The sequence below is a fragment of the Granulicella sp. 5B5 genome, assembly GCF_014083945.1.
GTDB lineage: Bacteria > Acidobacteriota > Terriglobia > Terriglobales > Acidobacteriaceae > Granulicella.
In genome coordinates this window covers 1,254,927-1,272,287 of sequence record NZ_CP046444.1, presented here as the reverse complement: position 1 = coordinate 1,272,287, position 17,361 = coordinate 1,254,927, and the positions used below count along the sequence as shown (strand labels likewise).

16 protein-coding genes are annotated in these 17,361 nt (G+C 62.8%); 6 read left to right on the top strand and 10 right to left on the bottom strand.

Going from position 1 to position 17,361, the window contains the following annotated elements:
• Nucleotides 1-133 precede the first annotated feature (133 nt).
• From GOB94_RS05530 to GOB94_RS05510, 5 genes are all read right to left on the bottom strand, one after another.
• On the bottom strand, nucleotides 134-1,132 hold the full coding sequence (locus tag GOB94_RS05530; RefSeq protein WP_182277864.1) for a GNAT family N-acetyltransferase: 999 nt from the start codon (nucleotides 1,130-1,132) through the stop codon (nucleotides 134-136).
• Nucleotides 1,133-1,237: 105 nt separating this feature from the next.
• Nucleotides 1,238-3,085, bottom strand: a complete 1,848-nt coding sequence (locus GOB94_RS05525; protein WP_346265646.1) for a glycosyltransferase family 39 protein — start codon at nucleotides 3,083-3,085, stop codon at nucleotides 1,238-1,240.
• An 86-nt stretch (nucleotides 3,086-3,171) separates the two neighbouring features.
• Nucleotides 3,172-4,203 (bottom strand): bifunctional oligoribonuclease/PAP phosphatase NrnA, encoded by a 1,032-nt coding sequence (locus GOB94_RS05520; RefSeq protein ID WP_182277863.1) that lies wholly within the window; start codon nucleotides 4,201-4,203, stop codon nucleotides 3,172-3,174.
• Nucleotides 4,204-4,329: 126 nt separating this feature from the next.
• Nucleotides 4,330-4,779 carry a 30S ribosome-binding factor RbfA gene (gene rbfA / locus GOB94_RS05515; protein WP_182277862.1) on the bottom strand — a complete coding sequence of 150 codons (450 nt, stop codon included), beginning with the start codon at nucleotides 4,777-4,779 and terminating at the stop codon, nucleotides 4,330-4,332.
• Nucleotides 4,780-4,853: 74 nt separating this feature from the next.
• Nucleotides 4,854-5,186 carry a DUF503 domain-containing protein gene (locus GOB94_RS05510; protein WP_182277861.1) on the bottom strand — a complete coding sequence of 111 codons (333 nt, stop codon included), beginning with the start codon at nucleotides 5,184-5,186 and terminating at the stop codon, nucleotides 4,854-4,856.
• A 339-nt stretch (nucleotides 5,187-5,525) separates the two neighbouring features.
• On the opposite strand from GOB94_RS05510, the gene GOB94_RS05505 reads away from it, so the two are divergent.
• Nucleotides 5,526-7,397, top strand: coding sequence for an amidase (locus GOB94_RS05505; protein ID WP_182277860.1), 1,872 nt, complete (start codon nucleotides 5,526-5,528; stop codon nucleotides 7,395-7,397).
• A 27-nt stretch (nucleotides 7,398-7,424) separates the two neighbouring features.
• Here the strand turns inward: GOB94_RS05505 and GOB94_RS05500 are convergent, their stop codons facing one another.
• From GOB94_RS05500 to GOB94_RS05480, 5 genes are all read right to left on the bottom strand, one after another.
• On the bottom strand, nucleotides 7,425-8,606 hold the full coding sequence (locus GOB94_RS05500) for an acyltransferase (RefSeq protein WP_182277859.1): 1,182 nt from the start codon (nucleotides 8,604-8,606) through the stop codon (nucleotides 7,425-7,427).
• A gap of 95 nt (nucleotides 8,607-8,701) precedes the next feature.
• The gene (locus tag GOB94_RS05495) at nucleotides 8,702-9,688 is read right to left on the bottom strand and encodes a tagatose 1,6-diphosphate aldolase (protein WP_182277858.1); all 987 of its coding nucleotides are present in this window, start codon (nucleotides 9,686-9,688) and stop codon (nucleotides 8,702-8,704) included.
• Between the two features lie 139 nt (nucleotides 9,689-9,827).
• Nucleotides 9,828-10,313, bottom strand: coding sequence for a hypothetical protein (locus tag GOB94_RS05490; RefSeq protein ID WP_182277857.1), 486 nt, complete (start codon nucleotides 10,311-10,313; stop codon nucleotides 9,828-9,830).
• 185 nt (nucleotides 10,314-10,498) lie between these two features.
• Entirely contained in the window at nucleotides 10,499-12,007 is a 1,509-nt protein-coding gene (locus GOB94_RS05485; protein WP_255484255.1) for a sigma-54 dependent transcriptional regulator, read from the bottom strand.
• Between the two features lie 71 nt (nucleotides 12,008-12,078).
• A complete protein-coding gene (locus GOB94_RS05480) occupies nucleotides 12,079-12,843 on the bottom strand; it encodes a sensor histidine kinase (RefSeq protein WP_182277855.1) in 765 nt (254 codons plus the stop codon).
• Nucleotides 12,844-13,365: 522 nt separating this feature from the next.
• Between GOB94_RS05480 and rph the strand changes: the two genes are divergently transcribed.
• From rph to GOB94_RS05455, 5 genes are all read left to right on the top strand, one after another.
• Nucleotides 13,366-14,097, top strand: a complete 732-nt coding sequence (gene rph / locus GOB94_RS05475) for a ribonuclease PH (protein WP_182277854.1) — start codon at nucleotides 13,366-13,368, stop codon at nucleotides 14,095-14,097.
• Between the two features lie 20 nt (nucleotides 14,098-14,117).
• The gene (locus GOB94_RS05470) at nucleotides 14,118-14,513 is read left to right on the top strand and encodes a VOC family protein (RefSeq protein WP_182277853.1); all 396 of its coding nucleotides are present in this window, start codon (nucleotides 14,118-14,120) and stop codon (nucleotides 14,511-14,513) included.
• A 73-nt stretch (nucleotides 14,514-14,586) separates the two neighbouring features.
• Nucleotides 14,587-14,868, top strand: coding sequence for a UBP-type zinc finger domain-containing protein (locus GOB94_RS05465; protein WP_182277852.1), 282 nt, complete (start codon nucleotides 14,587-14,589; stop codon nucleotides 14,866-14,868).
• An 85-nt stretch (nucleotides 14,869-14,953) separates the two neighbouring features.
• Nucleotides 14,954-15,181 carry a CDGSH iron-sulfur domain-containing protein gene (locus tag GOB94_RS05460; protein ID WP_182277851.1) on the top strand — a complete coding sequence of 76 codons (228 nt, stop codon included), beginning with the start codon at nucleotides 14,954-14,956 and terminating at the stop codon, nucleotides 15,179-15,181.
• A gap of 99 nt (nucleotides 15,182-15,280) precedes the next feature.
• On the top strand, nucleotides 15,281-17,200 hold the full coding sequence (locus GOB94_RS05455) for a CocE/NonD family hydrolase (protein WP_182277850.1): 1,920 nt from the start codon (nucleotides 15,281-15,283) through the stop codon (nucleotides 17,198-17,200).
• Nucleotides 17,201-17,361: the final 161 nt, after the last annotated feature.

Sequence of the window (17,361 nt, the reverse complement as noted above, 5' to 3'; positions counted from 1 at the left end):
GTTTGGCTTGCTGTAGAGAGAGTTGATCGGTTGCGACGGTTCTTTTTCGTGTGTTTCGGGTGGATCGGGTAACGGCATTCATCTCCTGCACCCCTTCGTGGACGAATCTGATTGCGATGCTGGCTGGTGGAGCTTATCTATCCCAGACCATGGCTTCGAAGCGGTGTCGTTGTGTGAAACCGTTGCTGCTGTAGAGGCATTGGGCGCGGATGTTGGCCTCTGTGACTGTGAGCGAGAGGCTGGTGAGGCCGCGGTGGGCGCCCTGGGCGGCGCAGTAGTTGAGCAGCAACTCGCCGAGGCCGTTGCCGCGCAGTGCCGGGGCGACGCAGATCTGGGTGATGTGGCCGACGTCGTAACGGATGCGGGAACAGAGGAGCATGGCCTTCATCTCGGCGGTGTGGGCGTCGCGGAGCACCCATGAGTCTTCGGCGTCGAAGATACCACAGCCGGGGAAGCGGATGATGTTGTGGAGGAAACGCTGGGCGCCGTGGAAGGTCTTGTACTGGTCGTTGATCTCGGCGTCCATGTGGCCTGCGTAGCAGCGGTGGATGAGGCCTGCGGCACCTTCGTAGAAGGCGGGATGCCAGGTGTGGAGCGTGAGGTTGTGCTCGCGAAGGAGCGACCACATGTCGGTGTGGCTGGGGTGCTGCTGGTGGGCGAGCGGCTGGGTTAGATCGCGGACCATGAAGAGGCGCGGGTAGGCGCGGAAGTGATGCTCGCGGAAGGGAGCTGCGAGGGCGCCGGCGGGATACATCAGGAGCTGCGACTCGATGCGGTCGACGCCGGGAGTGGCTTGCAGGGTTTCGAGAGTGTGGCGCAGGAGCAGGTCGCCGACGGGGTTGGTGGTGGACTCGGTTTCACCGAAGGCATAGATGTCGCCGATGACCGCCTTGGAGCCCTCGAAGACGTGGAAGGCATAGCCGAGGATGCGGTTGCCGTCGGCTGTGTCGACGGCGACGAGGCCGGGAAGGATGCGGCCTTCGAGGTAGTCGAGGAGGATGTTGGTGGCGTGGGCGTAGTCCCACTGGAGGCGGTTTTGCCAGCGCGCGGCCTCCTCGCGCAAGAGGGGATGAAGCTGCGACGCGGAGAAGTGGCGGAGGTCGAGGACGTCGAGTTGAGGGGCCGAGGTCATGGGGCGCGCAGTCAGAGTTCGTCACCCCACTCATGTTCGATAGAGCCGCCATGAATGGGGCACCCAAGAATGTTGCCGGTGTGGTGAGGTAACAGTGTAGAGCGTTCAGCTGCGGGGGTAGACCTTGTAGACGGAGAGGCCTTGCGTTTCGTAGAGGAAGAGCTGTTGGTAGACGCGGCCCTGGAGGAGATGGTCAAGGTCGCCGGTGTCGTGGGTAGGGATGACGAGGATGTGCTCTTCGGACGGGATGCCGTCGTTGGCGTAGTTGAGGACTTCCTGATTGCGGTAGAAGGCGAGGCCGTAGACGAGGTCGCGACGGACGTCGAGCTCGGCGACCGGGGTAACGTCAGGGGCGGCCTTGGCGATCTCGCGCGCCAGCGGACGGGCGGAGTAGTTGAGGTCGAGCAGGTGGCCGTTGCGTCCGAGAAGGAAGTAGAGGAGCAGGGCCAGCGGAATGAGAGTGGCCGTGCGGATGAGCTGCACGCCGTTGCGGCGAACGACGATGATAACCAGGAGGGCCGCGAGAATGCCGCCGATGGCTGCCTTAACGAACTCAATGGGCGCGGGGATGATGCGCTGGTAGACCATGTATTGCGGGCAGAGCAGAAGGACGAAGGTAATGACTCCGGTGGCGGCGGCGTGGGCGTAGAGCAGCCACGCGGGGATTCCGGTGCGACGGATGCGGAAGAGATAGTCGCCGGTGAGGATGGCCAGCGGTGGTATGGACGGCAGGATGTAGCCGGGAAGTTTTGAACCAGAGAACGAGAAGAAGATGATGGGAAAGAGCGCCCAGAGGACGAGGAACTCAGGAAAGGCGTCGCCGGCGCGGACGTGGCCGACGTAACGCTGCGGCTTGAAGCGGACAGCCCACTCGGCGATGGAGATTTGAAGGCCGTCGATGAGGGCGCGGATGGAGAGCACCGTCCAGGGCATGAGGCCGAGGATGAGGACGATGATGTAGTAATACGCCGGCTGGTGGTGGCGGTAGAGATCGGTGGCGTAGCGCTCGAGGTTGTGCTCGAGGAAGAATTCGCGGAAGAAGGTGGGGTTGCGGCGCTGGACGGCGATGTACCAGGGCAGAACCATCGCAAAGTAGAGGAGGACGCCGGGAATCCAGATGGTGCGGCGGAGGGCTGACCACTCACGGCGAAGGCCGAGGAAGAGGCAGATGATGACAAGCGCCATGAAGGGCGCGACAGGGCCTTTGGCTAGGGTTGCAGCCGCGTTGAAGAAGTAGAGATCGAAGAGCCAGAATTTCTTCCCGGTCTCATACCAGGCGTACCAACCGAGCATGCCTATACAGAAGGGCGCGGCTAGCTGCATGTCCGTGGACGCGCCTCGGGCGAAGGCGACGATGGCGACGCAACTGACCATGATGAGTGCGGCGTCGAGGTGGCCTCCAGGCCTGAATCTTCGCAGATGCAGGAAGGCGAGGATGATGAGGGCCAGCGCGCCGGTGGCCGAGGGTATTCGCGCGGACCAGTCGGAGACACCGAGCTCCTTATAGAAGCCCATGGTGCGCCAGTAGTAAAGGGCGGGCTTCTCCAGCCACGGTTTGCCGTAGAGGATGGGCGTGATGGTGCCGCCGGTGAGGCAGACGTAGGAGGCGCGGAGGTCCTTGAGGCGGAGGCTGTGTGGCGTGATGCGCGCGTGAACCTCATGGCAGTCGGTGGAGTGCGCAGCGAGCATCTCGCGGGCGATCTGGGCGTAGCGTGGCTCGTCGGCACCGACGAGGCCGAGCTGGTCGCCGCCGAAGAGCGGAACCAGGCCGTAGAAGAGAAAGTAACAGCTGAAGACAAGGAGGACGGCCAGTTCGCCGAGGTCGAGGCCGAGGCGGGTGTGTACCATGCCCCGCAGGCGCTGCAGGAACGACCCGAGGGCGGAGGACGCTGATGCGCCCGCGGCGGCGGGGTCTTCCGTCACCAGCTCTACGGATTGGGGAGTGTCCGTCAAAACTTTGCTTGAGGTGTTTGGGGGAGTGCCGGGGGTGGCAGCAGGGGAAACCTGGCTGACACCGCGAGGAACTCCTCAAACGTCCCTTAGGCTAACAGAGTTGAGGACCTGCCGGGAGAGTTGACTGGGCGTCCGGTGTGGGTTTGGGAGGCGGGGTCGTTGAGCAGGGCGTCGAGATAGTGCAGTAGGCGTTCGACGATGCTGGCGGCGGTGCCTCGCAGTGTGCAGCCGGAGGCGGTGCGGTGTCCGCCGCCACCGAAGTGCTCGGCGACGCGGGAGACGTCGAGTTTACCGATGCCTTTGCTGCGGAGGCTGAGGCGATATTCGTCCAGGTTCTCCTGCTGGCGGAGGAGAATGGCAGCCTCGATGCCGGCCATGCTGATGAGGTGGTTAACCACGCCTTCGCAGTCCTCCGCGGTGGCGCCGGCGAGGGCTAGGTCGTCCTGGCTGATGACGCTCCAGCAGACTTCACCTTTGATGTGCATCTTGGAAAGCGCCGCGCCGAGCAGGCGGACCTTGCCGGGCGGGTTGGAGAAGTACATGGCCTGCGCGATGCGGTTGGCGTCTGTGCCGCACTGGATGAGATGGCCGGCGAGGGCGAAGGTGGAGGCGCTGGTGCCGGGGTAGTTGAAGGAGCCGGTGTCTGTGAGGACTGCGGTGTAGAGGCAGTCCGACATGGCGGTGCTGATGGGGACTTTGGCGGCGATGGCGACATCGTAGACCATGGCGCCGACGGCACAGGCGCGCGGGTCGATCCAGTTGAAGTCCGCGTAGTTGCGGCCGCTGAGGTGGTGGTCGATGTTGATGGTATAGGCGGCCGGAATGCTGGTGAAGCCGGTGCGCTGAATGGAGTCGCACTCGAGGAGGATGGCCGCGTCAGGGAGCTCCGCCGGGAGGTTGTGGACGATGCGTTCGACGCCATCGAGGCACTGGAACTGCTCGGGGATAGGGTCGCTGAAGGCGACGGTGACGCGCTTACCCATGGCCTCAAGCAGGTGCATGAGGCCAACAGACGAGCCGATGGCATCACCGTCGGGCCGGGCGTGGGAGGTGATCAGAAACGTGTTGCGCTCGCTGATAAGGTTCAGCAGTGCGCGGATGGACTCTTCATTCGTCATGGGACAACTAGCTCTTCCTGCCCTGGTTGAGACAGGGTCTCAGCCAAGAAACGAACAACCCGGCGATATTGGATGGGTCAAATTTCGACTCTTCTCGAGGCCCGACTAACCAATGGCGCTCACCAACTAACTCGAATGTTTCTCATGCGCCGATCCCTGCGTAGGCTCCGGGCTAGTTCCGGTGGCCTTGCGGGCGGAGCGACGTTCGAGCTTTTCCTTGTGCTTCTCCACGCGACCAAAGAGCTCGTCCATGCGCGCATTGACCTTTTCGGAGCGGTCGATGGCGAAGGTCAGCTCGGGGACGTGGCGTACCCCCATACGGGAGCGAATCTCACTGCGGATGTACCCGCGGGCGGCCATGAGGCCGGCGAGGGTGTCCTCCTCTTCCTTCTCGTTGCCGGTGACGGCGATGAAGACACGGCAGCTCTTACCGCCGGGGGCGAGGACGACCTCGGTGACGTGGCAGGGCGCGATGCGGGGATCGGAGAGCTCGCCTTCCAGCATCGCCGTGATCTCCTCGGTGAAGGTGCTGGCGACTCTGCCGCGGTGATAGGTTTTTGCTCTCTGCTCTGGCATAGATATCGACATTTCAGGGTATCACTGCGTGAAGGGTGCGGCACAGGACGAAAGGCGCTCTTATTTCGGCACTTTCAGCCGGATGCCGGTGGGCCGGGTTCGGGGGCGTCGAGGACGACGTCGGATTCGATGAAGCTGTCGAGGATATCGCAGCCGAGGGCGGGGCAGAGACGGCGGACGGCGGATTCGACCTCGCGGAGCTGGCCGGCGAGGTAGCCGGGGGAGCTGGAGATGGCGACGATACCCAGGGTGGCGCGGTTCCAGACGAGTGCCTCGTCGAGCTCGGCGACGGAGACGTTGAAGCTGTGACGGAGCTTGTCTTTGAGGGAGCGGACGGCCTGGCGGCGGTCTTTGAGGGATTGAGCGTGCTCGATGGCGAGCTCGAGGGTAAGACTGGCGATCGGCATTCGTAGTGTTGGACGTCGGCGACGGTTGAGAAGTTGTGGATGGACCCCTGGGGCTCCCCCCCCGGGTACTTTTTGATCTAAAATCCGGAGCGAATTGGAGTTAGCGGCGGACTTGTGAAGGTCTGATCCCGGTGGTTTGAGCGTTTTGACCTGACGAGCTTTTGTGGTTTTGTTCTAGTTCTATTATAGCGGATTGCGGCGAGGACAGGTCTGTTCTATTTGCTTTGGAATGAATTGGTTGCGCTGAAAATTGCTTGACAGGATTTGATGCCGCGAAGGTCGTAGAGCGACGGGGGTGGTATACCCTGACGAAAATTAAAGCTGGAGATGGGAGAGGTGATGACGAAGTCGCGACGGGAGTTTTTGGCGAAAGGTTCGATGGGGTTGATGGGGGCGGCGATGGCGGTGAGGGCTGAGGGGCAGACGCCGCAGGGTGTGCCTCCGCAGCAGGCTGGATCACAACAGGCGACGCCGGGGGCTCCGACGGCTTTTGGGACGGCGGCTGCGGTGGGGCCGAAGGTGGATGCGGAGACGTTTGCGGTTGCCGGGAAGCTGATGCAGGTGGAGATGACGGCGAAGGACCGCGCGGAAGCCGCTGGGAACTGGCAGCAGAGCATGGCGGCGGTGGTAGAGCGGCGGGTGGGGCCCCGGAAGGTGGAGATTGGGTATGGGGATGTGCCGGCGACGGTGTGGAACCCGGGGCATAGAGGGCTGGAGTGCGTGTCGCTGACAGATGATCTTTGGGTGGGCGCGCTCAGGGCTGAAGAGATTGAGCCGGGGGATGATGCGTCCATCGCCTTCGCCGGTGTGTACCAGCTGGCGTATTGGATCAAGTCGAAACAGCTGACAAGCGAGCGGCTGACGAAGATTTATCTGGAGCGATTGAAGAAATATCAGCCCGTGCTGAATTGTGTAATCACGCTGACGGAAGAGCATGCACTGGAGCAGGCTCGGAAGGCCGATGTGGAGATTGCGGCCGGGAAGTATCGCGGGCCGCTGCATGGGATTCCGTGGGGTGCGAAGGATTTGCTGGATACGGCGGGGATTCGGACGACGTGGGGTGCGGAGCCGTTTGAGAACCGGGTGCCGGTGGAAGATGCGACTGTCACGAAGCGTTTGAATGAGGCTGGGGCTGTGCTTGTTGCGAAGTTGAGCCTGGGGGCGCTGGCGCTGAACGATGTGTGGTTTGGCGGGCAGACGAAGAACCCGTGGAATCTGGATGAAGGAGCTTCGGGATCGAGTGCAGGGCCGGGTGCGGCCGTTGCTGCGGGGCTGGTGGGGTTTGCGATTGGGTCAGAGACGCAGGGCAGCATCGTGTCGCCGAGTATGCGGTGTGGCGTAACGGGGCTAAGGCCTACGTTTGGGCGGGTGCCGAGGACAGGAGCGATGGCGCTGAGCTGGAGCTGCGACAAGCTGGGGCCGATGGCGCGACATGTGGAGGACACGCTGCTGGTGCTGCGGGCGATCAGTGGGCCGGATGGGAAGGATGTCGCTTGCGTGGCAGAGGGTTCGGCGGCGACGCTGGAGAAGCAGATTCCCTACGGGAATGACAACCAAAAAGGCAAAGGCGATATTGCCGGTCTGAAGGTTGGGTACTTTCCGAAGTGGATGGAGGAGGCTCCAGCGACGGATGTTGATCGTGCGGCCATGGCTACGGCGAGGAAGCTGGGGATGGAGTTGGTGGAGGTGAGTCTGCCGGACTGGCCGTATGACTCGCTGAATGTGATTTTGTTTGCGGAGAGCGCGGCGGCGTTTGAGGAGATCACGCTGAACCATCAGGTGGATGAGCTGAAGATGCAGGTGCCCGATGCGTGGCCGAATACGTTTCGGCAGTCGCGGTTTTTGAGCGCGGTGGACTTTGTGCAGGCAGACCGGCTGCGGCGGAAGGTTGCGGTGGAGTTTGCGAAGGTGATGGCGCAGGTGGACCTGCTGCTGGTGCCGAGTCTGCGCGATGAGTTTCTGGTGATTACGAACTTTACGGGGCATCCGAGCCTGACGCTGCGGGCCGGGTTTGTGGAGGTGACGGAGGAGCGGAGTGATTGGGCTCCGAATCCTGAGAAGCCGTTGAAGAAGTTTTCGCCTCCGCGGCGGGTTCCGCATGGGGTGACGCTGGTGGGGCAGCTATTTGGTGAGGGGACGATGGTGGCGGCTGGGACGCGGTTGGAGAATGCGTTTGGGGTTGCGGGGGAGAGGCCGGAGATCGGGGAGTAGGGAATAGGGATTAGGGAGTAGAAAGGCTCAGGCGTGGGAGGTCTCATAGGGGAAGTAGCGTTTGAGGCGGAGGAATGGCTGCTCGAAGAGGTGGTAGCTGAGGACCGAGACTGCTAGCGAAAGAGCGGTGAGGAGGGCCGCGCCGGCGAGGACGGCGAAGAGTTTGGAGTGGTGGGCTTCAAGCATGGCGCGGAGTGGGGCCTTGAGGAGCGCGGCGATGAGCTCGTGGTAGATGTAGAGGCCGTAGCTGTAGGTGCCGAGGGTGCGGAGCGGTGCGATGGAGAAGAGGCGTCCGGCGGCGCTGCCGGGCTGGAGGCTGAGGAGGATGAGCGCGGCGAAGAAGATGTCGAGGAGCGTGAAGCCGAGGGTGTAGGCGGCGGGGTCCTCGTTGGCGAAGCTGTGGCGCGCGACGGCGATGACGAGGATGGTTGCGAGTGTGATGAGGCATGCGGAGCGGGCGAGTGCGATGAGGCGGTCGCGGGCGGCAGCGGTGAGGGCTGCTTGTGGGGTTCTGTCGAGAGCGAGGGCGAGGCAGCAGCCGATGAGGAGGGCGTCGAAGCGGCAGGGTGTGGCGTTGGCGACGATGTCTTGCGGCGCGTGGATGGCCCAGAGAGCGATGCGGAGGGCGAGTGCTGCGGCGCAGGCGAAGACTGAGCCACGGAGAAGCCGGCGGCGGTCGCGGATGAGGAAGAGGACGATGGGCCACGCGAGGTAGAACTGCTCTTCGAGGCCGAGGGTCCAGAGGTGCTCAATGGCGGAGAGGTCGGGCGGATGGGCGGCGAAGTGGTGAGTGCGGAGGAGGATGCCGATGTTGTTCTGGAGGTCGGTGAGGTAGAGCCATTGGAGGCCCTGCCAGTGGAGCCGAAGGAAGGCCGGGAAGGCGATGGCGGTGAAGGCGACGAGGTAGTAGAGCGGAAAGATGCGGAGCGCTCGGCGGGCGTAGAAGGCGCGGAAGTAGGCGCGGCGGGTTTGGGTGGGGTCGGCGTCGAGGGTGCGGAGGAGGATGCCAGTGATGAGGAATCCGGAGAGGACGAAGAAGAGATCGACACCGACCCAGCCGGCGGTGGTGAATTTCTGGATGAGATGCAGCGTGGGTGAGGTGGACCAGCCGGCGACGAAGAGATGATAGAGAACGATGACCAGAGCCGCGAGGCCACGGAGGCCGTCGAGGGGCAGAAGGCGGTGAGTGGGTTGTGGCTCGGCGGGCATCTGGGATGATGCTATCGGAAGTAGGAAGTCGGGGTAGAAAGGCGAAGCCCCATGCTTTGGCATGGGGCTTGGTGTTGCGGTGTGGGGAAGATGAGTTAGGACTGGACCTTGCTGGTCCAGGGGGTGGCAGATTGGAGTGCCTTGTTGACGTTTTCGATGTTTTCCACGCCGGTGGTTTCGAGCCATTGCTTGAAGGCTTCGGCACCTTGTTTGGCGTAGACGGGGATGCCGTCTTTCCAGGTGGCGCGGCCGCAGAGGACACCGTTGAAGGCGACGCCAGATTCGCCCGCGAGCTCGAGGGTTTCGATGAAGACGGGGTTGGAGACGCCGGCGGAGAGATAGATGAACGGTTTCTCGGTGGACTCCCCGACGGAGCGGAAGAGGCCGAGAGCCTCTTCACGGGTGTAAGCGGCTTCGCCCTTGAAGGCGTTGGTGCCTTCAACGAACTCCATGACGATGGGGACCTCGACCTTGAGGACGTCGACGCCGTAGCGGTCCTTGGAGAACTCCTTCATCGCGCCGGCGACGACGGAGGGCTTCTTCTTTGCGTAGGCGACGGACTTTTCGTCGGCGCCGGTCTCGTCGTAGCCGACGAACTCGAGGAAGAAGGGGATGTCGTTGGCGCGGCACTCGTCGCCGATGCGCTCGATCCAGGCGTGCTTGATCTCGTTGATCTCAGGCTTTTCAAAAGGCGTGTAGTAGAGGAGGATCTTGAGGCAGTCGGCACCGGCTTCCTTGAGACGGCGGACACTCCAGTGGTCGAGGAGGTCGGGCAGGCGGCCGGGGGTGTTGGCGTCGTAGCCGGTCTTCTCGTAGGCGAGGAGGAGGCCTTTGCCGTTCCGCTCCTTGGAAGCGGGGAGGCCGAACTCGGGGTCAAGCAGGATGGCGGAGGCGTGGCGGGTGAGGACGTCGGTGACGAGCGACTTGAAGACCTCGAGGTCATGACCGGTGGCGGGGGTGCCACGCTCTTTGCTGAGAGACTTCTGGAGAGAACCGCGCTGGTCCATGGCAGCAGCGGCGATGACGTTGCGCGCGTCGGAGACGGCCTTGAGGCCGGCGAGCTTTCCGGGTGTGAGCTTCATTGTTTTCCCCTGAGAGATTTGTTCCTGTGTGGAACGGATTGCCTTCGTTAGAGATTGTACAGGGGGAGAAGCAGGGGATAGAGGATAGAGAAAAGCAGGTGTCGCATCGACACTGTCCTCTATCCCCTGTCCCCTTGCTTTATGCACGGAGGCGGTCGCGGAGATCGGAGGCTAGTTCGACGACGTGGCGCAGCTTGGGTTGCTGGGCGGGCGGGGCTTCGCGGAGGGCCAGCTGCGACTGGAGGAGCAGGCCGGCGAGCGTGGAGGCGAGCTCACTGTTGAGCGCGGCGGTAGCGGCGATGCGTGCCTGGGCGCGGTCCTGAGCGCGGCGGGTGAGCGCAGCGCGGGCATGGCGGACGATGCGTTCGGCGTTGGAGAGGACAAAGTTGATCTCGAGCAGCAGAGCGCCGGAGGCAGCCTTGTAGAGCTGGTCGGCGGCTTCGGGATCGGCTGTGGTAAGGCTCTCTTCGAGGATGATGAGCGCAAAATCGTTGCGGCGCAGCAAGGCGACAGCGGAGCGGCGGCTGGGAACGATCTGGACTTCAGCGTCGAGTTGTTTACGGATGGCGGCGGCGACGGGAGTGGCTGCGATCTCCGACGCGACGAGCAGAATAGTAGTGGTCATGCAGGTCCCTCTTCAAGGCAGTGATGCAGTCCAGCGGTTGTTGTGCGTGGGTTGCTTCTCTGGAAGTATGGTGAGACCTGAAAGAAGAGGCGATACGAATCCGATGTGGCCCCTCTGGATGGGAGCGTTGGATGATGGAGAGCGTGCAGGAGATGCGGGGCGCCTGCCGCGGAGATGTGCTTACTTTACAAATCGTCGCTCAAGCCGTACTCCTTCAGCTTTCTGTATAGCGTGGTTTTGCCAATGCCGAGGAGGCGGGCGGCCATGAGCTTGTCGCCTTTGAGCTCGCGGATGGTGTTGAGGATGGCTTGCCTTTCGAGCTCGGCGATGGAGAGCACGACGTGGGGTTCAACCTTGGGCAGTGCACCGATGATCACGGCAGAGGGAGCTGGGGTGGCGGGCTCGTGACGGTGCTGCATATGCTCGCGGTGGTTCTGGAGCTGGGTGGGGAAGTCGCCGAGGTGCAGCACGGGCCCGCTGGAGAGCGCGCAGGCGCGCTCGATGGAGTGCTCGAGCTCGCGGACGTTGCCGGGCCAGTTGTACTCCATGAGAAGGCGGAGCGCATCGTCGGCGAAGGTGTAGGCGAGGCCGTTGTCGCGGCGGATGCGGTCGAGGACGTGGGCGGAGAGCAGAGGGACGTCGGACATGCGCTCGCGCAGGGGCGGGATGTGCAGGCTGACGATGTTGAGGCGGAAGTAGAGGTCCTTGCGGAAGCGGCCGGTCTCGACCATGGCGAGGAGGTCGTGGTTGGTGGCGGCGAGGATGCGGACGTTAGTGGGCGTGCCCGTGATACCGCCGATGGGGCGGACTTCGCGATCCTGCAGAGCGCGGAGCAGGCGGGTCTGGAGATCGAGAGGGAGCTCGGCGATCTCGTCGAGGAAGACGGTGCCGCCGTCCGCGGCGGCGAGCAGCCCGATTTTGGAGGAGGCGGGGGAGCGCAGATTCGCAGGAGCCGCGCCTTTGACGTAGCCGAAGAGTTCGGCTTCGATGAGCGAGGGGAGGACGGAGGCGCAGTCGACGGCGATAAAAGGCTTTTCGGCGGTGGGGCCGTTACCGTGAATAGTGCGGGCGACGAGCTCCTTGCCGGTGCCGGCTTCACCGAGGATGAGTACCGGGTGGGTGGTGTTGGCGACCTTGGAAAGGATGCGGTAGAGCTTCTCCATGGCCGGGGAGCTGCCGATGAGGTTGCCCATGCCCTTGCCGGAGCGGAGGCGTTCGCGGAGGGTGCGGGATTCGGCGTCGAAGGCGCGGCGGTGGGCGGCGCGTTCGAGGACGGTGGAGAGCTCTTCGAGGGAGAAAGGCTTGGTGAGGTAATCACCCGCGCCGATGCGCATGGCCTCGACAGCGGAGTTGACGGTGGCGAAGGCGGTCATGACGACAACGACGGTGTCGGGGGCCTTGGAGCGGATCTCCTCAAGCAGGGGGAGGCCACCGCCGCCAGGGAGTTTGAGGTCGAGCAGGACGAGGTCGATTGGACTGCGGGCTAGAACGGCGTGGGCAGCGGGGACCGACTCGGCGATGAGGGTGACGAAGCCGAGCCCGGCGGCGATCTCCGCGCAGGCGTGGCGCACAGGGGGATCGTCATCGACGATGAGCAGATGCATCTGCGGAAGCTGGGAGTCGCCGGCTCCCGCAGGATAAAGTGGCTGGTGACCGGCGGCGTTGCGTGTCAGACCGGCTACGTCCGGGTTCACGATGGGCTGAACCCTGGCAGAGTCAATCGAGACTGGAGACTTAGATAAAAGATGTACAGAAGGCCTGCGATCTAGCATGTGACAACTCCGAGCCTCCGGTTGCCGCGCGTGGATGCAGACGCGGTCCCAGAAGGACCTGGTTTCGCGATAGCGGGTACAGGCCACTGTATAGAGACGGTCGTGCCTCGTCCAGGACGTACCTTGAACGAGAGAGTACCGCCGCTGCCGGTGACGAGTTCGTGAACGATGCGGTGGCCGAGGCCGCGGCGTGCGTTCTGGGGCAAGGGAGCCGGCGAGAGGAACGAAGCCACTGTGGTGACGGGCATGCCGGGGCCATTGTCTTCGACGGTGAGGCGAAGGTGCCCAGCGAGTGTCGCGAGAGAGACTCGGATGTACCCACCAATACACCGTAGCGGTGCGAACTCGATGGCCTGGGCCGCGTTGCGGACCAGGTTGACGATAATGCGCTCAAGGGTTTCAGCGGGCAGAGGCGGTGTGGGCAGAGCGCGCGGCGTTTTGACGGAGACCGTTGCGGAGCGTCCGACGATGGCCACGAGCAGAGGCTCGATCTCGCGCAGGATATGGGCGGCGTTGGGGGCTTCGGGTGCCTGCTGGGCGGCCTCTACAAGGAGTGGTGCGCCGGGCTGGGGTTGCTGAGGGGTTGTGAGGAGTTTTTGTACCAAACGGTTGCTGCGCTCGGTGAGCTGGCGGAGTTCGGTGATGTAATGACTGTGTTCAGGACGCAGAACCCCAGGGGCACTCAGAAGATCACAGTAGAGATTGAGCGCAGCGAAGAGATTGCCGGCATCGTGGGCTAGACCAATCCCTTGAGCCACACTGGGCAAAACAGAGGTAAGGCAACGGCTTTCGGCCGATGTGGAATCGACCGGAAAACCGGGAGCCTGTAACGGATCCCGCACAGCGTGGGTACTCTGCGAGTGTGCTTGCATGGTGTTCTCCGAGTTGTTCCGGAATGTGAGCGTCACGTTCTTGTCTGTGCGGTGAGTTCCAGAGTGGTTCTAAAGCTGGAGCTGATTCGCGTTCGTTTTTGCTTTTTCTGCGCTCGAGCGGGCGTGGGGGGAGAACGACAGAAGCATCTCAGCGGATCAATTGGGTTGCCTGATGAGAAAGTAACATATAGAAAGCCTCGAAACTCGGCAGAATTGCTAAGAAAGGTCTTTATACGGGTAACGACAGTACCGTGGACGATTCGCAAAGCAACCAGCTCGGGAAACTGTTCCGAATTGGAACGCTGGGCACCGAAATGGGCTGCAGCGAGGCAGGGTGTTCTCCGCACACTATGATGGCAGATGCCAGAGACGTTGACTGGCGACAGAACAGAGACGAAGTGAGGAACGATGGAACAGGTGTTTCGCAGTGAGGAACGGGGAGCGGCGGAGGCAAGGCCGCTGAAGCTGACGCCGGGGTTTGTGGCCACGGCCGAGGGGTCAGTGCTGATTGAGGTGGGGCACACGCGGGTGCTGTGCAATGCGAGCGTGGAGAACGGGGTGCCGGGGTGGATGCGGAACTCGGGACGCGGTTGGGTGACGGCAGAGTATGGGATGCTGCCGCGGGCGACGCTGACTCGGAGTCCCCGGGAGGCTGAGAAGGGCAAGATCGGTGGGCGGACGCATGAGATCCAGCGCCTGATTGGGCGGAGCCTGCGCAGCGTGGTGGACATGAAGCTGCTGGGCGAGCGGACGGTGATTCTGGACTGCGATGTGCTGCAGGCCGATGGCGGGACGCGGACGGCGGCGATTACGGGAGCCTGTGCGGCGCTGGCGATTGCGCTGGGGAGGCTGGTGGATGCCGGGACAATCAAGGAGAGCCCGCTAAAGGAGATGGTGGCGGCGACGAGCGTAGGGATTGTGGACGGGCGCGTGTTGCTGGATCTGGACTACTCGGAGGATTCGCGGGCCGAGGTGGATATGAATGTGGTGATGACGTCGGGCGGCGGGCTGGTGGAGACGCAGGCAACGGCGGAGAAGGGGACGTATTCGCGGGCGCAGTTGAACGAGATGCTGGATGTGGCCGAGGCAGGGATCAAGGAGCTGCTGGCGGCGCAAAGGGTTGTGGCTGGGTTGAAGTAGATGGCAGGGTTGGAGGAGCCATGGCGGAGACGACGATTGTTCCCTGGGTTTCGGTGAAGAAGGGGCGCGGTGTGGAGGCGGTTGCGTTCTATGAGCGGGCGTTTGGGGCGCAGCGGTTGTTGTTGATCGACAATGAGAAGGGTGTCGTTGCGAGGATGGCGGTGGGTGGCGCGGAGTTCTGGCTGGCGGATGAGGATGTCGAGCATCGGAACGTGAGCCCGGAGAGCGTGCATGCGGTGACGACGCGGCTGATCCTGATGGTGAGTGATCCGGATGCTCTGTGGGAGCGCGCGGTGGCAGAGGGTGCGGTGCCGATCTGTCCGATGAAGGATGATCATGGGTGGAGGGTCGGCGGAGTGCGCGACCCGTTCGGGCATCATTGGGAGATGGCGCGAGAAGACAAGGGCGGTAGTTGATTTGTGAATTAGCTGGCGAACGAAAATAACGCGAATAACGCGAATAACGCGAAGGACAACAAGGAGGACAGAGATGGCATGTCATCACTTTGACGATGTGGATGCGGAGTTGAAGAAGATTCCGAGTGCGCGGGTGAGCCATGCGCGGGGCTGTCCGGAGTGCCTCGCGATGGGGTCGGGGTGGGTGCATCTGCGTGAGTGCCTGATCTGTGGGCATGTAGGGTGCTGTGACTCGTCGCCGAACAAACATGCGACCAAGCACTTTCATACGAGCAAGCATCCGGTGATGCGGTCAGTGGAGCCGGGCGAGAGCTGGGGATGGTGCTTTGTGGATGAGGTGATGGCGGAGCTTTGAAGCAGAGGATAGAGGACAGGGGATAGAGGATAGAGCAGGCGCGAGAGTGCCACTGGTATGCTGAGGTGGAACGGAGGATTCCAAGATGTCAGAAGCGACAGTGCATATTACGGTGCGTCCGAATGGGCCGCTGCGGGTGGAAGGGCACATTGTGCTGAAGGACGCCGACGGCAAAGAGTGGGACCTGACGGGCAAGCCGGCGGTCAGCCTGTGCCGCTGCGGGATGAGCGAGAAGCGCCCGTTCTGCGATGGGGCGCACTCGCGGAATAACTGGGTCTGTGAGACGAGCCCGGTGCCGAGCAACCTGACCTAAGCGACGTTTTCCAGATGAGCAAGGGCCTTTCGTCGAATGATGGAAGGCTTTTGTGTTTTTATCGTAGGTACGAATACGAATGATTTCGAGGAGCGATGGATGCGCGGAGCGAAGATAGCGGCGGCGGTGTGGATGTGTGTGGCGGGTGTGATGGCGGCGCAGACGAAGCCGGCACAGACTGCCGAACAGGCGCGGGATTCGCGGATCGCAGAGATGTTGAAGGACTATCACGGGCCGGAGTATGAGCGGGCCGAGGTGATGATCCCGATGCGCGATGGCGTGACGCTGCACACGATCATCCTGCGGCCGGTGGGCAGCGAGAAGAGCGGAGCGCCGCTGCCGTTTCTGATGACGCGGACGCCGTATGGCGTGGATGGGGATACGCCGACGACGGTGAAGCTGGGCAAGCCGGAGCTGGCGGAGAGCGGGTACATCTATGTGGAGCAGGACATCCGCGGGCGGTATGAGTCGGGTGGGAAGTTTGTGATGAACAGACCGATCGTTGCGCACACGACGAAGGACGACGTGGACGAGACGACGGACACGCGCGACACGATCGACTGGCTGCTGAAGCATGTGCCGAACAACAATGGGCGCGTGGGTGTGCTGGGAGTGAGCTATCCGGGGTTCCTGTCAATGATGGCGGGGATCGATGCGCATCCGGCGGTGAAGGCGATCAGCCCGCAGGCGCCGATGACCAACATCTGGCTGGGCGATGACTTCTTCCATAACGGGGCGTTTCGCGAGACGTATGGGTTCGACTACGTGCAGGAGTTGGAGGCGCAGAAGACGGACGTTCGCGCGAACTCGAAGGAGGACCAGTACGACTTCTTTCTGAGCCACGTGAATTTCGAGGGCGCGGCGAAGGCGGCGGGGATGACGGAGCTGCCGACGGCTAAGGTGTTCCTGTCGCAGCCGAGCTATGTGAAGTTCTGGCGCGATATGGCGGTGGAGCCGCATCTGCATGAGCCGGAGGTGCCGACTCTGGAGGTGGGCGGGTACTGGGACCAGGAAGATATGTGGGGCACGCAAGCGGAGTATGCGGCGTTGCGGCCGCATGAGCCGGCGGATGAGACTGGCGAGACGACCGGGGCGCACAAGGTGTACCTGGTGCTGGGACCGTGGAACCATGGTGGGTGGTCACGCGGGCCGGGCGATGAGCTGGGCGGGAAGTTTGGCACGGTGATGTTCGGTGACGAGAAGACCGGCGCTTACTACCGGACGAAGATTGAGGCACCGTTCTTCGAGTGGTATCTGAAGGACAAGCCAGGGTTCGACTTGAAGGACACGGCGAGCTTCCGGACGGGGGAGAACCAGTGGCACCGCTATGCGGTGTGGCCTCCCAAGCAGGGGTTCCATGAGCAGGATGCGTATCTCGATCCGGCAGGGAAGCTGGGGTTTGCGAAGCCGAGTGCGGAGAAGAAGTCGGCTTCGTATGTGGCTGACCCTGCGAACCCGATTCCGTACCGGCACCGGCCGGTGCAGTCGACGTATGGTGTGGGTTCGACGTGGCGGACGTGGCTGGTGGAGGACCAGCGTTTTGTGAGCGACCGCAAGGACCTGGCGAACTTCTCGACGGCGGAGCTGAAGAGCCCTGTGACGGTGACGGGTGATGTGGTCGCCGACCTGAAGGCGGCGACGACAGGTACGGATGGCGACTGGATTGTGAAGCTGGTCGATGTGTATCCGGCGAGTGAGGGCGGGTATCAGCTGATGGTGGCCGAGGAGATTCTGCGGGGGCGGTACCGGAAGAGCTTTACCGATCCCGAGCCGGTGAAGGCTGGCGAGGTGACCGAGTACAAGTGGAGCCTGCATGGCGTGGACCACACGTTTCTGCCGGGGCACAAGATGATGGTGGAGGTGCAGTCGAGCTGGTTTCCGCTGTACGACCGCAACCCGCAGACGTATGTGGAGAACATTATGAAGGCGCCGGCGGACGCGTATAAGGCGGAGACGATCACGATCTACGATGGAAGCAGGCTGGAGCTGCCGATGGCGGATGGTGTATCGCTGCCTTAGGCGAGGCTTAAGGTTCAAGGGGCGCGGCCAATGCGGTCCGCGCCCTGTCGTTTTACGACGGAGATAATTTCACAGCTGGAAGTGGCGGCTGCGTAGAAACTTTTGACTGCCTCGTTCGTATCAATGATAGACCCACTGGAAGTGCAGCCTATTTGATGCAG

Bases quoted from the DNA above. Each gene is read 5' to 3' on its own strand.
- GOB94_RS05530 (WP_182277864.1), bottom strand. From the start codon at position 1,132: ATGACCTCGGCCCCTCAACTCGACGTCCTCGACCTCCGCCACTTCTCC.
- GOB94_RS05520 (WP_182277863.1), bottom strand. From the start codon at position 4,203: ATGACGAATGAAGAGTCCATCCGCGCACTGCTGAACCTTATCAGCGAG.
- rbfA (WP_182277862.1), bottom strand. From the start codon at position 4,779: ATGCCAGAGCAGAGAGCAAAAACCTATCACCGCGGCAGAGTCGCCAGC.
- GOB94_RS05510 (WP_182277861.1), bottom strand. From the start codon at position 5,186: ATGCCGATCGCCAGTCTTACCCTCGAGCTCGCCATCGAGCACGCTCAA.
- GOB94_RS05505 (WP_182277860.1), top strand. From the start codon at position 5,526: ATGACGAAGTCGCGACGGGAGTTTTTGGCGAAAGGTTCGATGGGGTTG.
- GOB94_RS05500 (WP_182277859.1), bottom strand. From the start codon at position 8,606: ATGCCCGCCGAGCCACAACCCACTCACCGCCTTCTGCCCCTCGACGGC.
- GOB94_RS05495 (WP_182277858.1), bottom strand. From the start codon at position 9,688: ATGAAGCTCACACCCGGAAAGCTCGCCGGCCTCAAGGCCGTCTCCGAC.
- GOB94_RS05490 (WP_182277857.1), bottom strand. From the start codon at position 10,313: ATGACCACTACTATTCTGCTCGTCGCGTCGGAGATCGCAGCCACTCCC.
- rph (WP_182277854.1), top strand. From the start codon at position 13,366: ATGGAACAGGTGTTTCGCAGTGAGGAACGGGGAGCGGCGGAGGCAAGG.
- GOB94_RS05470 (WP_182277853.1), top strand. From the start codon at position 14,118: ATGGCGGAGACGACGATTGTTCCCTGGGTTTCGGTGAAGAAGGGGCGC.
- GOB94_RS05465 (WP_182277852.1), top strand. From the start codon at position 14,587: ATGGCATGTCATCACTTTGACGATGTGGATGCGGAGTTGAAGAAGATT.
- GOB94_RS05460 (WP_182277851.1), top strand. From the start codon at position 14,954: ATGTCAGAAGCGACAGTGCATATTACGGTGCGTCCGAATGGGCCGCTG.
- GOB94_RS05455 (WP_182277850.1), top strand. From the start codon at position 15,281: ATGCGCGGAGCGAAGATAGCGGCGGCGGTGTGGATGTGTGTGGCGGGT.